Source organism: Pseudomonas sp. 10S4 (assembly GCF_034344865.1).
GTDB lineage: Bacteria > Pseudomonadota > Gammaproteobacteria > Pseudomonadales > Pseudomonadaceae > Aquipseudomonas.
Map to the genome: position 1 here is coordinate 882,492 of NZ_CP133774.1, position 16,015 is coordinate 898,506.

A 16,015-nucleotide genomic window follows, 5' to 3' on the forward strand; every position below is an offset into this window, starting at 1 on the left:
TCGGAGGCCGGCACATCCCCGGTGGGGGTGGCGGCCGCGGCAGGCCTGATTGGGCGAGCCGTTGTGGACTGTTTGTCCGAGCAGTGATTCTGGTAATAAGAATAGGCTTGGGCCACCGGCAGGGGATTGCGAAGATTGCTCAAACAAACATCACTTGCGCAATTTTTAACCCTGGATAGATAATCTTCCGCAATAGTTATGACAAAGGCCTGATTGATGAGCAAACTCGACCGATACGACCTGAGCATTTTGGCGGAACTGCAGCGTGACGCGCGCATCTCCAACCAGGAACTGGCCGAACGCATCGGCCTGTCGCCTTCACCGTGCTCGCGCCGGGTCAAACAGCTGGAAGACGACGGCTACATCTCCCGCCAGGTCGCCTTGCTGGACCGCAAGATGCTCGGCTTGAGTCTGACGGCCTATGTGTTGATCGGCATGGACCGCCACACGCCCGAGCGTTTTGAAAATTTCGAAGCGGCGATTCGAACGCTGCCGCAGGTGCTGGAATGCAGCCTGGTGACCGGGATGGATGCCGACTATCAGCTTAAGGTGGTGGTGCCGGACATGGACCACTATCAGAAACTGCTGCTGGGGCATTTGACCCGGATTGAAGGCGTGACCAGTGTGCGGTCGAGTTTTGTGTTGAACCAGGTGTTGAACAGTACCGAGTTGCCGTTGACTCATTTGCGCAGCTGAGGACGCCTTCGCGGGCAAGCCTCGCTCCTACAGGATGACTGATCGTTCCCACGCAGAGCATGGGAACGATCACTATGCGGCGACCAATAACCGCGGCACACCGACGCAGGTCAATGCGGCGTCAATCTGCCATGGCGTATACTCGCCCCGCCCTTTTAGCCCGCCCGCGCTGGAGATGTTCGATGGATCCTGCAGTATTCGAAGAGTGGATGATGACCGGACTGGTCACCATTCTGATCATTTTCATGGGTTTCATCGTCTGGGATCTGGCGAAAAAATCCAAGGCCGGCAAATTCGGCACCTTCATTCTGTTCTTCGTGCTGGGCCTGGGGATTCTCGCGTTCATCATCAAAAGCGTGGTCATCGCCTACATCGAAAGCTCGTCATAAACGCGCTGGCACTTCCTTCCACTGGCCCTGATCGAGCCCTTCGATCGTCCAGTCGCCAATTTTGACTCGCACCAGGCGCAATGTCGGTAAGCCGACCGCAGCAGTCATGCGTCGTACCTGACGGTTGCGACCTTCACGAATCACCAACTCCAGCCAACTGGTCGGCACGCTTTTGCGAAAACGCACCGGCGGGTTGCGCGGCCACAGTGCTGGCTCTTCAAGCTGCCGCGCTTCGGCGGGCAAGGTCATGCCGTCGTTCAGCTCGACGCCATCGCGCAAGCGCTGCAACTGCTCGGCGCTCGGCTCGCCTTCCACTTGCACCCAATAGGTCTTGGCCAGTTTGTGTTTCGGGTCGGCGATCCGCGCTTGAAGCTGGCCGTCGTTGGTCAGCAGCAGCAAACCTTCGCTGTCGCGGTCCAGCCGCCCGGCCGGGTAGATCCCCGGAATCTCGATGAAATCCTTGAGCGTCGCCCGCCCCTCGCCGTCGCTGAATTGCGTCAGCACATCGAACGGTTTATTGAACAGAATCAGTTTCGGCTCGGCCGGCGGCGCTTTGGCGACTCGGCGCGGAGCTGAAGTGGTTGGCGCAGGCTTCACGCCAGGACGGCGGGAAACGGGACGTTGAGGACGAGACATGGGGAAAGGAGCATCTAACGGTCAGGGCTCACTATGCTAGTGGCCTGACCGCCAAATGACCATGACAACTCTCTATCAGCGGAACGGCGGCTCGTCGAAGCTGCGCAGTTTGCGCGAGTGCAACGAGTTGAGTTCGGTGCGCAACAAGTCCACCGCCTCGATGCCGATTTTCAAGTGCTGGCTGACCGCGCGCTCATAGAAGGCGTTGGCCGAACCCGGCAGCTTGATTTCGCTGTGCAAAGGTTTGTCCGAGACACAGAGCAACGTGCCATATGGCACCCGCAAACGATAACCTTGCGCGGCGATGGTGCCGCTTTCCATGTCCACCGCCACGGCGCGGGACAGGTTGATCAACGGACGTTCCTGAGCCCAGCGCAGTTCCCAGTTACGGTCGTCGTAGGTCAGCACGGTGCCGGTGCGCAGGCGTTTTTTCAGCTCATCGCCCTTCTCACCAGTGATGTTGGCCGCCGCTTGCTGCAACGCCATCTGCACTTCAGCCAGGGCCGGAATCGGAATGTTCGGCGGCACAACCCGGTCGAGAATCCCATCGCGGCGCATGTAGGCGTGAGCCAGCACGTAGTCACCAATGGTCTGCGACTGACGCAAACCGCCGCAGTGGCCGATCATCAGCCAGCAATGCGGACGCAGCACCGCCAGGTGATCGGTGATGTTCTTGGCGTTGGACGGGCCGACGCCGATGTTCACCAGGGTCACACCGTGGCCATCGCTGGCGATCAGGTGATAGGCCGGCATTTGGTATCGGTGCCAGACCACGCCCGCCGCAATCGCGGAGGCTTCGCCGTGGTCCATGCTCTTTTCAATGATCACGTTGCCCGGCAAGACCATGCGCACAAAACGCGGGTCGCTGCGCAACTGTTCCAGACCATGGACGATGAACTGATCGACGTAGCGGTGGTAGTTGGTCAGCAGAATCCAAGGCTGCACATGGCGCCAGTCGCTACCGGTGTAATGCACCAGTCGGCGTAGGGAGAAGTCCACCCGTGCCGCATCGAACAAGGCCAGCGGCAGCGGATCGGTGTTTTCCCAGTCGTACAAGCCATCGGCGATGCCGTCGGTGGCGGCGGACAGGTCGGTACTCGGGAATACTCGCGCCAGCGTGGCAGCGGTGACGCCGGAACCGGCCAGCTCATCGCCCTGCTCGACCACGTACGGATACGGAATGTTCTGCTGACTGACGCCGACTTCGACCGTGACGGTGAAGTCGTGCATCAACGGCACCAGCTGTTCCAGCAGGTATTTACGGAACGCCGCAGGATGGGTGACGGTGACGCTGTAAGTCCCCGGCAACTGAACCTTGGCGTAGGCGCGAGTGGTCTGAGGGACTTCACCCTGGCAGAGGTAGGTCAAACGCAGTTCGGGATAACGAAACATCGCACGCTGTTCGGCGTCCGGTTCGACACGATCCTTGAGATAACGCTTGAGCGCCTGGCTCAGCGCAGAAGTAGCCTGCTCATGCAGGGCGGCGAGCCGGTCAACGGCTTGTTCGGCGGTTTGAACAACAATAAACGCTTCGGTCACGATCAGCTTCCTGTGTTCTGACTTGCAGACCTTCATCTTGCCTGCATCGTCGCGTCACGGGAACAGTGGCGTGTTGATACACAAATGCCGTGATCACCGAATATCAAATGTGGGAGCGGGCTTGCTCGCGAAAGCGGTGTGTCAGTCGACATTGATATGACTGACACGGCCCCTTCGCGAGCAAGCCCGTTCCCACATGGGTTCATGTGTGTTGATTACTGGTTAGGGGTCGAGCGCGCGACGATCGCCTCCACATCCAGCCCCCTCGGCAACGCGCCATACACCCGCCCGGCCGAACCCAGCCGACTGGCAATAAACCCATCGCTGACCACCGCATTCCCCGCCTCCAGCAACAACTTGGCCTGAAGCCCCAACGCAATATCTTCGGTCAACTGCCGCGCACGGTATTGAATGTCACTGGTGTCCTTGAATGCTGCCTGCAACTGGCTGATGTGCGCAGCCAAACGTTTGTCGCCATGCCCATCGCCCAACTCGCTGAACAGCACATCCAGCACCCCCGGTTCTTTCGACAAGGCCCGCAGCACGTCGAGACACTGCACGTTGCCGGAACCTTCCCACGTCGAATTCACCGGCGCCTCACGGTACAACCGCGGCAGGATGCTTTCTTCGACATAACCGGCGCCGCCCATGCATTCAGCGGCTTCGTTGATCATTCCGGGTGCGCGTTTGCAGATCCAGTACTTGCCCACCGCCGTCACCAGCCGGGCGAATTTTGCTTCATGGCTGTCATCCAGATGATCCAGCGCCTTGCCCATACGCAGGCTGAGCGCGAGGGCGGCTTCGCTTTCCAGGGCCAGATCCGCCAGCACGTTCTGCATCAACGGTTGTTCGCTGAGCAGTTTTCCGCCGACCGTGCGGTGGGCGCAGTGATGGCTGGCCTGGGTCAGCGCCTGGCGCATCAGCGCGCTGGAACCGACCATGCAATCGAAGCGGGTCATGGCAACCATTTCGATAATGGTCGGAACACCCCGGCCTTCTTCGCCGACCATCCACGCCAGCGCGCCACGGAACTCCACTTCGCTGGAGGCATTGGAGCAATTGCCGAGTTTGTTCTTCAGGCGCTGGATGTAGAACTGATTGCGCGTGTCGTCCGGGCGATGGCGCGGCAACAAGAAACAGGTCAAGCCCTTGTCGGTCTGGGCCAGGGTCAGGAAGGCATCGCACATCGGCGCCGAACAGAACCACTTGTGCCCCACCAGCTCATACGCCTGGCCCGGACCGCTGGCACCAACCGGATAGGCCTTGGTGGTGTTGGCCCGCACGTCGGTACCGCCCTGTTTCTCGGTCATGGCCATGCCGATGGTGACGCCGGCCTTGTGGGCCATGCCAACGTTGCGCGGGTCGTATTCGGTGGCGAGGATTTTCGGCAGCCATTGCTTGGCCAGATCCGGTTGCAGGCGCATCGCCGGCACACTGGCGAACGTCATGGTCAGCGGGCAACCACTGCCGGCCTCGGCCTGGCTGTGCAGGTAACTCATGGCGGCGCGAGCGACGTGGGCGCCGGACTGCGGATCGGTCCAAGGCAACGAGGTCAAACCGTGCTCGATCGCCGTGCGCATCAGTTCGTGATAGGCCGGGTGAAACTCCACCAGGTCGATGCGATGACCGTAGCGATCATGGCTGACAAACACCGGTTTGTTCTGATTGGCCAGGAACCCCGCTTCCATCAGCGGACCGCCGGCCAGCGCACCGTACGCATCGATCCGCGACTCGGCCCAACCGGCCCCAAAACGTCGCGACCACTCCTGTAACGGCAGGTCAATGCGGTACAGGTTGGTGCCGTCCAGCGACGGCGGCTGGTTGGTGACTTCGTGGGTTTCGGCGAACTGATGCAGGTTCATGACGGGGCTCCTTTGGTCAGCCAGGATTTCAGTTAAGCACCGCCCCCCGGCCGAACAAAGTGTCATATCTGCCTAAATGTCGGCGCTTTCACCTTGTTTCGGACAGAGTACCCGACGATAGAGCGCTGCCTGCAAATCCTCGAATTTCACCGGTTTGCTCAGGTAATCGATCACGACGCCACTCGGGCAGCGTTCCCGATCAACGCTCAAGGCGACCATGAACACCGGCAATTCGTCGCAGCCCGGCAAGGCACGGATCTGGCAGCAAAGCGATGCGCCGTCCTGAGCCGGCAACTGGCAATCGAGCACCACGGCATCAAAGGTTTCACGCTGCAAATGGTCGAGTGCGGCCATGCTGCTGTCGGCGGATCGCACCCGGAACCCAAGCTTGAGCAACATGCCGCGCATTACCAATTGATTGATGCTGTTGTCATCGACCAGCAGCACCGTGCAATCCTGAGGCAGGCGCAAACGCGGGAAGTCCCGGGGCATCAAAGGCACAGGCGTGCGCTCCACCACCGGCAACTCGACTTCGACGTCCAACTGGAAGCGACTGCCGCGCCCCGGCTCGGAACGGTGAGTCAGGCGTCCGCCGAGCAATTCGATCAGTTGCCGACAGATCGCCAGGCCAACGCCCAGGCCACCGTATTCGCGGGTCATCGAGCCGTCGAGCTGGAAGAAACGCTGATACATCGTCGCCTCCCCAAAATCGGTAAAGCCAATCCCGGTGTCGATCACCGCAAAGGACAGGGCCAGCCGCCCCTGATCCGTCGTCTTGCCCGTCACCCGCAGCGCAACCCCGCCGACCCGAGTGAATTTGATCGCGTTGTCCAGCAGGCATTCCAGGCACTGCGCCAGTTTGCTGCTGTCGCCAAGCAGGCGATCAGGCAGCCCCGGCGACACATCGACCTTGAAGTCCAGCGACTTGCTCGACGTATTGCCCTCGAACTGCGTACGCAAGGTCTCGATCACGCCGCGCAAGCTGAACGTTTGCGGGTAAACCTTGAGTTTGCCGGCCTGCAACTCGGTCAGGGTGAGGATGCCGTTGACCATGCGCATCATGTCCCGCGCCGAACCGGCGGCGGTTTGCTGGTATTGCTCCAGCTCCGGGTCCATCTCGACGGTTTGCATCAGTTCCAGCGAACCGATCACGCCGTTCATGGGCGTGCGCAACTCGTGGGTCAGGGTCGCCAGGAATTCGTCCTTGAGCTTGTTACTGCGGGCCAGTTGCTGGTTAAGCACTTCGAGCTTCTGTCCGGCATCGAACAGCGTTTGCGCTTGTTGCTCGCGCATGGCGTTGATCCGGTCGGCCAGCGCCAGGGACAGCAGCGCCACTTCGATGGCCGAACCGATCTGGCTGGCGTACATGGTCAGGAATGTATTTGGCAGGTAGCCCAGCACCATCAGCGTATTAATGACGCCACCAAGCAAAAACGCCGACCAGGCGATGATGAAATAGCGCGCTACACGCAGGCCACGTACCCAGGCGAAGATCCCTGCGGCAAAAATCACCACGGTAAACAGCAGCGCCAGGGTAGTCGCCAAGCGCAGGGCCAGGGCGTAACTGGTCATCAGCGACAACCCGACCACCACCGCACCAAACGCAATCAAGCCCAACAGCAGCCGATCCAGCCAGCGACTGTGTTGCGCGGTTTGCAGGAAACTGCGGGCGAACTGGCTGCCGAACAACCCGGCACAGCCGATAAAAAACGGCGTGGCGGCGTTGGCCCACCAGGGATTGTTCGGCCAGAAATACTCCACCGCCGCGCCATTCACTGACAGCTGGTAAAAACCAAACGAGGCTATATAGAAGATGTAATACAGGTAACTGGTGTCGCGCACGCTGAGAAAGATAAACAGGTTGTAGACCACCATCCCCAGCAACACACCGTAGATCAGGCCCAACACATACAGGCGCAAGGGCTGCTCTTCGAGGTACGCGGTGCTCGACCACAACGTCACTGGCGCCTGGATCGAGCCTTCGCTTTGCAGGCGCAGATACGCCGTTTGCTCTTGCTCGGGTTTGAAATCCAGACTGAACAGATAGTTGTTTTGACGGATCTCGCGACTGTCGAACGGAAGTTGATCCCCGGTACGGCGAATCAACTGATACACGCCCGTGGCATCCGGCAGGTACAGATCAAGATGATCGAGGGGTGGATAGGCCAGTTCCAGCAGCCAGGTCCGTTGCGCGTCCGGGTTGGTCGGGCGGTACTGCAGGTCGATTTTCAGCCAGAACACCGAACGCGAGTAGCCGGCGTTGAGGGTGGCTTTATCGTGGGTTTTGAAGTTTCCGGCGGCGGCTTGCGCACGGACGTCGGCAATGGTCGCCTGACCGCCCGCGTCTTCGTACACCTGCATGGTTCGACCCAGGGGAAGGCTCTGGGTGAATTCGTCAAATTCAACGGCGCTCGCCAGGAGGGGCAAGCACAACAGCAACATCAGCAAATAGCGCATTTAAGCCCCAGCGTGGCCTGTCCGGTTGTGTCAGGAAGCCCCCATTCCTTTTGAGTAGACGTAAAACCGGTATTACCTGTTATTGGTTTGGATCCACTCTAGCATAGCCGTTGATGGCCATTGAGCACCATTGAAATTTTTACAGTAGAGGCTCTAGAACGGGCGTTTCAGCGCTATGCATTGAGATAGAGCTGTTTGCCTGGTCAGAATGTGACAAAAAGATCGCAGCCTTCGGCAGCTCCTACAGTTTCTGGCCTGCTCACAACTTGTGCAGGAGCGGGCGAAGCCTGCGATCTTTTGAACTTTCGACAACACACGCCGATGTCCGCACGCACCGAAAAAACATGTTTGGTGGTAAGCTCGCGCACCATGAATATCTACAGCTCTCGCCCCGTTGTCCTCTGTCTCTCCGGCCACGACCCAAGTGGTGGCGCCGGCTTGCAGGCAGATATCGAAGCCCTGCTCGCTCAGGGTTGTCATGCGGCCCCGGCCGTCACTGCCCTGACCGTGCAAGACACAGTCAACGTCACGGACTTCCGCGTCCTCGACCGTGAGTGGGTGTTGGCCCAGGCCAATGCCGTGCTCAACGACTCCGAAGTCGCGGCCGTGAAACTGGGCATGCTCGGTTCCCTGGAAATGGTCGACACCGTGGTCGAACTGCTCTCGGCGCACCCGCACTTGCCGGTGGTCTGTGACCCGGTGCTGCGCGCCGGTGGCGGCGGACGCCTGGGCAAGGACGAAGTCGGCTACGCCATGCGCGAACGGCTGCTGCCGCTCTCGATCATCGCCACCCCTAACCTTCCCGAAGCCCGCATCCTCGCCGAACTGCCCGAAGGCACCGCGGACCAATGCGCTGAAAAACTCCTGCCCTTCGTCAAACACCTGCTGATCACCGGCGGTCATGGCGACGAACACGAAATCCACAATCGCCTGTACAGCCGCGACGGTCGCCGCGAAACCTTCACCTGCCAGCGTTTGCCCGGCAGTTATCACGGTTCCGGCTGCACCCTGGCCAGCGCCTTGGCCGGTCGTCTGGCCCTGGGCGAAAACCTCGCCAGCGCCGTGCAGACCGCACTTAACTACACATGGCGCACCCTGCGTGATGCCGAACAACTGGGCAAAGGCCAGTTCGTGCCGCGTCGCCTGCCGCTGGATTTCTGTTCGTAACTTTCGATGCGTAAAGCGCAGAGGCTTGTCCGATGAAACTACGTGGCCTATACGCCATTACCGACAGCCAGTTGCTGGCCGGTAAATTTCTCGAGTACGTGGAGGCGGCGCTGGAAGGCGGCGTCACCCTGCTGCAGTATCGCGACAAGAGCAGCGACGAGGCCCGCCGTCTGCGCGAGGCCGAAGCCCTGCGCGACTTGTGTGATCGCTACAAAACCCAGCTGATCATCAACGACGACGCCGAATTGGCCGCACGCCTGAACGTCGGCGTGCACCTGGGCCAGACCGATGGCCCGCTGACCCCGGCCCGCGCGTTGCTCGGTCGCCAGGCCATCATCGGCTCGACCTGCCACGCGCAACTCGAACTCGCCGAGCAAGCAGCAAAGGAAGGCGCCAGTTACGTTGCCTTCGGCCGCTTCTTCAACTCCAACACCAAACCCGGCGCACCGACCTGCAGCCTCGACCTGCTCGACCAGGCCCGCAGCAAACTGCACCTGCCAATCTGCGCGATTGGCGGCATCACCCTGGAAAACGCCGCGCCGCTGGTGGCCCACGGGGTCGACCTGCTGGCGGTGGTCCACGGCCTGTTCGGCGCCGAGAGCACGGCTGAAGTGACCCGCCGCGCCCGCGCCTTTAACGAACTGCTTTCTATTTAAGTAGCTTAAAATCTGATTTGAGAGCCCGATCATGTCTCGTTCCGAAAGCCTGTTTGCCAATGCCCAGAAACACATTCCCGGTGGCGTGAACTCGCCGGTTCGCGCGTTCAAGAGCGTTGGCGGCACGCCGTTGTTCTTCAAACACGCCGAAGGCGCCTACGTCACCGACGAAGACGACAAGCGTTATGTGGATTACGTCGGTTCCTGGGGGCCGATGATTCTCGGCCACAGCCACCCGGACGTGCTGGACGCGGTGCGTAAACAGCTGGAACACGGTCTGTCCTACGGCGCCCCGACCGCGATGGAAACCGAGATGGCAGACCTGGTCTGCTCGATCGTACCGTCGATGGAAATGGTGCGTATGGTCAGCTCGGGCACCGAAGCGACCATGAGTGCAATTCGCCTGGCCCGTGGTTTCACCGGCCGCGACGACATCATCAAGTTCGAAGGCTGCTACCACGGTCACTCCGACAGCCTGCTGGTCAAGGCTGGTTCCGGCCTGCTGACCCAAGGCGTACCGAGCTCCGCCGGTGTACCGGCAGACTTTGCCAAACACACCCTGACCCTGCCGTTCAACGACATCGACGCCGTCGAAGCCATGCTCGCCGAAGTAGGCCAGAACGTGGCCTGCATCATCGTCGAGCCAGTGGCCGGCAACATGAACTGCGTGCCACCAGCACCGGGTTTCCTCGAAGGCCTGCGCACGTTGTGCGACAAGCACGGCGTGGTGCTGATCTTCGACGAAGTGATGACCGGGTTCCGTGTAGCACTTGGCGGTGCCCAGGCGCACTTCGGCGTGACGCCGGACCTGAGCACCTTCGGCAAGATCATCGGTGGCGGCATGCCGGTTGGCTGCTTCGGCGGCAAGCGCGAAATCATGTCGCACATCGCGCCACTGGGCCCGGTGTATCAGGCAGGCACCTTGTCGGGTAACCCGCTGGCCATGGCCGCCGGCCTGACCACCCTGCGCCTGATCAGCCGTCCGGGTTTCCACGCAGAACTGAGCGACTACACCAGCCGCCTCCTCGACGGCCTGCAGCAGCGTGCCGATGCCGCGGGCATTCCTTTCGTGACCACTCAGGCGGGCGGGATGTTCGGCCTGTACTTCAGCGGCGCTGACGACATCGTGACCTTCGATGACGTGATGTCCAGCGACGCCAATCTGTTCAAACGCTTCTTCCACTTGATGCTGGAAGGCGGCGTGTACCTGGCGCCGAGCGCTTTCGAAGCCGGTTTCACCTCGATCGCCCACGGCGAAACCGAGTTGAAACTGACGCTGGATGCCGCCGAGCGAGCATTCGCCGCACTGAAATAACGCTGTGCCGCTGACGTTGGCGATTGCCAGCGTCAGCTTTTACCTACATCCCTGCGTCTTTTCCTACTCTTGTGCCAATAATCTCCCGCAAAGTGGGCGATATATTCCCCGCGCAGCAGAAAAACGAGTAAAGACTTTGTAAGGTTGGCCCTGCTTATTTCATAATGCGCGCTTATTGGATCCCTCGACGGGTCCGCGCGCCCTTCAGAGGTAAGTCGATTCTCATGAACCGCACCGGCCGCACCCTTGCATTGGGCTGCCTGTTGCTCCTTCAGCCCCTGCTCGCGCTCGCACAAGCAGGCGGCAACTCGTTGTTGATCCCAGCAATGGGTCGCTGCACCCTCAATACTCAGTCGCAAGACCTGACACAAGCGCTCGCCGCCTGCCAGAAAGCGTCGGATGAGGGGATGCTCAAGCGCAATACGAGTTGGGTGAGTTCTACTACAACGGCAAAAGCGCCCCGCGCGACCTCAATAAAGCCTTGGCCTTTTTCGAGAAAGCCTCGCTGCAAGGCCACGCCCAGGCGCAATTCAAACTCGGCACCATGTTTTTCCACGGCGAAGGCGTGCCGGCCAATAATGTTCAGGCGTATATCGTGCTGAAAATGGCCGCGGTTAATGGCGCAGAAGATGCGTTGGACACCGCCGACGAAGTCGCCGAGAAGATGCCGCGCGAAGATCTGGAAGTGGCTACCCAAGTGCTGGGGCAAATCTTCCGTAAATACCTGATGGAATTGCAAAGCGCCGATGGGCGTACGCCGTTCTCGCCGCTGCCCTGAATCAAAGACGGACACCTGTGGCGAGGGGCTTGCCCCGTTCGACTGCGCAGCAGCCGTAAAGTCAGCAGATGCGGTCTGTCAGGAAGGTAGTAGTGGCTGATTTCAGGGCCGCTCCGCAGCCCAACGGGGCAAGCCCCCTCACCACAACAACCTCCTCTAGCCACTCAACCTGCTTCCTACTTCTCAGGCATCGGCATCGGAAACGGCATCACATTGCCGACCGCGCCGCGGGCTTCGCTGATTTTCGGCGTACCGAGGCGCTCGACTTCGTCGATGCGCACGATCGAATGCATCGGCACAAAACTGCGCACCACGCCCTCGAACTGAGCCTTGAGCTTCTCTTCGCTCGGATCGACGACCACTTGCGTGCGCTCGCCAAAGACGAACTCTTCCACTTCCAGGAAGCCCCACAGATCACTTTGATAGATCTGCTTGGCATACATTTCGTACACCTGGCCCTGGTTGAGGAAAATCACCTTGTAGATTGGGGCTTCACGTTTGGTCATGGTGGGCGGGCAACACATTGGGGGATAAAAATGAGGGCGCGAACTATAGCATAGCCACCGGACGCACAGCGGTAGGAACCTTGGGACATGTTCCCTATAATGCGCGGTTCTTTGAATCACGTGATGACTCTTTCCATGGCCAAGAAGCTTTACATCGAAACCCACGGTTGCCAGATGAACGAGTACGACAGCTCGCGCATGGTCGATCTGCTGGGTGAACATCAGGCCCTGGAAGTCACCGCGCGCGCTGAAGACGCCGACGTCATCCTGCTCAACACCTGCTCGATCCGCGAACGCGCCCAGGACCGGGTGTACTCCCAACTGGGTCGCTGGCGCGAACTGAAACTGGCCAACCCGGACATGGTAATCGCCGTCGGCGGTTGCGTGGCCAGCCAGGAAGGCGCGGCGATCCGTGATCGCGCGCCGTATGTTGACGTGGTATTCGGCCCGCAGACCCTGCACCGCCTGCCGGAAATGATCGACGCCGCCCGCGCCACCAAGCTGCCGCAAGTGGACGTCTCGTTCCCGGAAATCGAAAAATTCGACCACTTGCCCGAGCCGCGCGTTGATGGCCCGAGCGCTTATGTGTCGGTCATGGAAGGCTGCAGCAAGTACTGCACGTTCTGCGTGGTGCCGTACACCCGCGGTGAAGAAGTCAGCCGCCCGTTCGACGACGTCATCGCCGAGATCATTTACCTGGCCGAAAACGGCGTGCGTGAAGTGACCCTGCTGGGGCAGAACGTCAACGGCTATCGCGGCACCACTCACGACGGTCGCCTGGCGGATCTCGCCGAGCTGATCCGCGTAGTGGCCGCCGTCGATGGCATCGACCGGATTCGCTATACCACCTCGCACCCGCTGGAATTCTCCGACAGCCTGATCCAGGCCCACGCCGACGTACCTGAGCTGGTCAAACACCTGCACTTGCCGGTGCAGTCGGGCTCGGACCGGATCCTCTCGGCAATGAAGCGCAACCACACCGCGCTGGAATACAAATCCAAACTGCGCAAGCTGCGGGCCGCCGTGCCGGGCATCTGCATCAGCTCGGACTTCATCGTTGGCTTCCCGGGCGAGACCGAGAAAGACTTCGAACAAACCATGAAGCTGATCGAAGACGTCGGTTTCGACTTCTCCTACTCGTTCGTTTACAGCCAGCGCCCGGGCACTCCGGCGGCAGACCTGGCCGACGAGACGCCGGAAGCGCTGAAAAAGAACGTTTGAACGCGTTGCAACATCGCCTGAACCAGCAGGGTTTCGAGATCAGCCGACAAATGGTTGGCTCGACCCAGCGCATTTTGGTCACCGATTATTCGAAAAAAGACCCTGGCGAGCTGCAAGGCCGGACCGAGAATAACCGTATCGTCAACTTCCGCTGCGACAATCCAACCCTGATTGGCCAGTTCGCCGACGTGCACATTGATGCCGCACAGCCGCACTCGTTGCGGGGCTCGCTAATCCAGTAACACCGCATGACCTGTAGGAGCGAAGCTTGCTCGCGAAGGCGGCATGACAGACAACTCATCTGTTGAATGTCAGTCAGCCTTCGCGGGCAAGTCTCGCTCCGACGAGATCGGTGTTTGGGCCTGGGTTATTTAAGAGCTTTCGCACCCAGCCCACTGGCGTTATCCTTGATTTCATCTTAATTGCCCCAGGGCGGCTAAATACGACCTTGAACGCACCCATCGAACCACATCGCTTTATCCTCGAGCCCTTTGAGGCTCGCCGCTTCGCCAATCTGTGCGGGCAATTCGACGAGCATCTGCGCTTGATCGAACAGCGCCTGACCATCGAGATCCGCAATCGCGGAAACCAGTTCGAACTGATCGGCGAACCCAAGCACACCACCTCCGCGGAAAATCTGATCCGCCGCCTGTACCGGGAAACCAAAGGTTCAGAGCTGTCGCCGGATACGGTTCACCTGTTCCTGCAGGAATCCGCCGTCAAGGAAATGGACAACATCTCCCCCGCCGAACCCTCCGTGGCGCTGCGCACCAAAAAAGGCATGATTCGCCCTCGTGGCTTGAATCAGTTGCGCTACGTGAAGGAAATCCTCGGTAACGACATCAATTTCGGCATCGGCCCGGCCGGTACCGGCAAGACCTATCTGGCCGTTGCCTGCGCGGTAGACGCGCTGGAACGCGAACAGATTCGCCGCATCCTGCTGGTGCGCCCGGCAGTTGAAGCGGGCGAAAAGCTCGGCTTCCTGCCCGGCGACCTGTCGCAGAAGATCGACCCGTACCTGCGTCCGCTGTACGACGCACTCTACGAAATGCTCGGCTTCGAATACGTGGCCAAGCTGATCGAACGTCAGGTGATCGAAGTCGCGCCGCTGGCCTACATGCGCGGCCGTACGCTGAACAACAGCTTCATCATCCTCGACGAAAGCCAGAACACCACCGTCGAGCAGATGAAGATGTTCCTGACCCGCATCGGCTTCGGCTCAACCGCGGTCATTACCGGTGACATCACCCAGGTCGACCTGCCGAAAGGCACCAAGTCCGGGCTGCACCATGTGATCGAAGTGCTCAAAGACGTGCCGGGCATCAGCTTCACCCACTTCAAACCCAAAGACGTCGTGCGCCATCCGCTGGTGCAACGCATTGTCGAAGCCTACGAGCGCTTCGAAAATCGCGTCGCCGAAGAAACACCAAAGGACAAACGCCACGATGCTTGAGCTTGATCTGCAACTGGCCACCGAAGCGCCTGCCCCAAGCGAAGCCGAGTTCCGCCAATGGTGCGAACTGGCCCTGCGCCAGCGTACTGCCGACTCCGAAATGACCATCCGCTTGGTCGATGAAGAAGAAGCCCGCGAACTGAACTTCACCTGGCGGCAGAAAGACTACGCCACCAATGTTTTGTCGTTCCCGGCCGATGTTCCCGACGAGTTTCTCGATATTCCACTGCTGGGCGATCTGGTGATCTGCGTGGCGGTGGTCGAGCGCGAAGCCGCGGAGCAAGGCAAGGAACTGAAAGCCCACTGGGCACATCTGGTCATTCACGGCTGCTTGCATCTGCTTGGTTACGACCATATAGATGATGACGAAGCCGAAGAAATGGAAGCACTGGAACGAACGTTGCTTGCAGAGTTGGGCTATCCCGACCCTTATGCGGACGACGAAACCGAAACATCCCCTATCGTTACAACAAAGGATTCAGAGTAATCGCTATGAGCGAAGATCGATCGAGCAACGGGCAGAAGTCATGGCTGGGTAAGCTCACCCAGGCTTTTGCCCACGAGCCGAAGAACCGCCAGGAGCTGCTGGAGCTGCTGCGCGACGCACACCAAAACAAACTGCTGGACAGCGAAGCGCTGGCCATCGTCGAAGGCGCCATTCAGGTAGCTGACTTGCAAGTACGGGACATCATGGTCCCGCGCTCGCAAATGGTCAGCATCAAGGCGACCCAGACACCCCGCGAGTTCCTGCCCGCCGTGGTCGACTCGGCCCACTCCCGCTACCCGGTGATCGGCGAAAGCCACGATGACGTGATGGGCGTGTTGCTGGCCAAGGACTTGCTGCCGTTGATCCTCAAGGAGAACGGCGACAGCTTCAACATCAAGGACCTGCTGCGCCCGGCCACTTTCGTGCCGGAGTCCAAGCGCCTGAATGTGCTGCTGCGTGAGTTCCGCGCCAACCACAACCACATGGCCATCGTCATTGACGAATACGGCGGCGTGGCCGGTCTGGTGACCATCGAAGACGTGCTGGAACAAATCGTCGGCGACATCGAAGACGAGCATGACGTCGAAGAAGACAGCTACATCAAGCCACTGCCAAGCGGTGACTTCCTGATCAAGGCGCTGACGCCGATCGAGAACTTCAACGAGTTCTTCGACAGCGAGTTCTCCGACGACGAGTTCGATACTGTTGGCGGCCTGGTGATGAGCGCGTTCGGGCATTTGCCAAAACGCAATGAAATCACTGAAATCGGCCCGTATCGCTTCCGCATCTTGAACGCTGACAGCCGTCGGATTCATTTGCTGCGCCTGACACCCATTGCCCGGTAACTCTAAGG

At 59.9% G+C, this 16,015-nt stretch carries 13 protein-coding genes and 2 pseudogenes; 10 read left to right on the top strand and 5 right to left on the bottom strand.

The annotated features are described in order from the left end of the window. The first annotated feature begins 216 nt into the window (after nucleotides 1-216). The gene (locus RHM58_RS04160) at nucleotides 217-696 is read left to right on the top strand and encodes an Lrp/AsnC family transcriptional regulator (RefSeq protein WP_007937367.1); all 480 of its coding nucleotides are present in this window, start codon (nucleotides 217-219) and stop codon (nucleotides 694-696) included. 182 nt (nucleotides 697-878) lie between these two features. After that, nucleotides 879-1,085, top strand: coding sequence for a DUF2788 domain-containing protein (locus tag RHM58_RS04165; RefSeq protein ID WP_201191946.1), 207 nt, complete (start codon nucleotides 879-881; stop codon nucleotides 1,083-1,085). Here the strand turns inward: RHM58_RS04165 and RHM58_RS04170 are convergent. The 4 genes from RHM58_RS04170 to RHM58_RS04185 form a co-directional block, all read right to left on the bottom strand. Then, complete coding sequence (locus RHM58_RS04170) at nucleotides 1,080-1,721, bottom strand: pseudouridine synthase (protein WP_242486353.1); 642 nt, start codon at nucleotides 1,719-1,721, stop codon at nucleotides 1,080-1,082. The genes RHM58_RS04165 and RHM58_RS04170 overlap by 6 nt on opposite strands. 75 nt (nucleotides 1,722-1,796) lie before the next feature. Continuing rightward, a complete protein-coding gene (amn, locus tag RHM58_RS04175; RefSeq protein WP_201191944.1) occupies nucleotides 1,797-3,296 on the bottom strand; it encodes an AMP nucleosidase in 1,500 nt (499 codons plus the stop codon). A 179-nt stretch (nucleotides 3,297-3,475) separates the two neighbouring features. Beyond that, on the bottom strand, nucleotides 3,476-5,122 hold the full coding sequence (locus RHM58_RS04180; protein ID WP_201256678.1) for an acyl-CoA dehydrogenase family protein: 1,647 nt from the start codon (nucleotides 5,120-5,122) through the stop codon (nucleotides 3,476-3,478). Nucleotides 5,123-5,194: 72 nt separating this feature from the next. Further along, complete coding sequence (locus RHM58_RS04185; protein ID WP_322269733.1) at nucleotides 5,195-7,579, bottom strand: 7TM diverse intracellular signaling domain-containing protein; 2,385 nt, start codon at nucleotides 7,577-7,579, stop codon at nucleotides 5,195-5,197. A gap of 369 nt (nucleotides 7,580-7,948) precedes the next feature. On the opposite strand from RHM58_RS04185, the gene RHM58_RS04190 reads away from it, so the two are divergent. From RHM58_RS04190 to RHM58_RS04205, 4 genes and pseudogenes are all read left to right on the top strand, one after another. Beyond that, entirely contained in the window at nucleotides 7,949-8,746 is a 798-nt protein-coding gene (locus RHM58_RS04190; RefSeq protein ID WP_322269734.1) for a hydroxymethylpyrimidine/phosphomethylpyrimidine kinase, read from the top strand. Nucleotides 8,747-8,778: 32 nt separating this feature from the next. Further along, nucleotides 8,779-9,402, top strand: a complete 624-nt coding sequence (gene thiE, locus RHM58_RS04195; protein ID WP_201198138.1) for a thiamine phosphate synthase — start codon at nucleotides 8,779-8,781, stop codon at nucleotides 9,400-9,402. A gap of 31 nt (nucleotides 9,403-9,433) precedes the next feature. Continuing rightward, nucleotides 9,434-10,717, top strand: coding sequence for a glutamate-1-semialdehyde 2,1-aminomutase (hemL, locus tag RHM58_RS04200; protein ID WP_322269735.1), 1,284 nt, complete (start codon nucleotides 9,434-9,436; stop codon nucleotides 10,715-10,717). Nucleotides 10,718-10,941: 224 nt separating this feature from the next. Next, nucleotides 10,942-11,495: pseudogene (locus tag RHM58_RS04205) on the top strand (tetratricopeptide repeat protein). Nucleotides 11,496-11,671: 176 nt separating this feature from the next. Here the strand turns inward: RHM58_RS04205 and RHM58_RS04210 are convergent. Continuing rightward, entirely contained in the window at nucleotides 11,672-12,001 is a 330-nt protein-coding gene (locus RHM58_RS04210; RefSeq protein ID WP_007894425.1) for a DUF1820 family protein, read from the bottom strand. A gap of 135 nt (nucleotides 12,002-12,136) precedes the next feature. Between RHM58_RS04210 and miaB the strand changes: the two are divergent. The 4 genes and pseudogenes from miaB to RHM58_RS04230 all read left to right on the top strand — a co-directional run bounded on the left by miaB (nucleotide 12,137) and on the right by RHM58_RS04230 (nucleotide 16,007). Then, nucleotides 12,137-13,464 (top strand): annotated as a pseudogene (miaB, locus tag RHM58_RS04215) (tRNA (N6-isopentenyl adenosine(37)-C2)-methylthiotransferase MiaB). Nucleotides 13,465-13,670: 206 nt separating this feature from the next. After that, entirely contained in the window at nucleotides 13,671-14,675 is a 1,005-nt protein-coding gene (locus tag RHM58_RS04220) for a PhoH family protein (protein ID WP_322269737.1), read from the top strand. Next, nucleotides 14,668-15,162, top strand: a complete 495-nt coding sequence (ybeY, locus tag RHM58_RS04225) for an rRNA maturation RNase YbeY (protein ID WP_201198143.1) — start codon at nucleotides 14,668-14,670, stop codon at nucleotides 15,160-15,162. Before RHM58_RS04220 ends, ybeY begins: the two co-directional genes overlap by 8 nt. A gap of 5 nt (nucleotides 15,163-15,167) precedes the next feature. Beyond that, entirely contained in the window at nucleotides 15,168-16,007 is an 840-nt protein-coding gene (locus tag RHM58_RS04230) for an HlyC/CorC family transporter (RefSeq protein WP_027924283.1), read from the top strand. The last annotated feature ends 8 nt before the right edge of the window (nucleotides 16,008-16,015 follow it).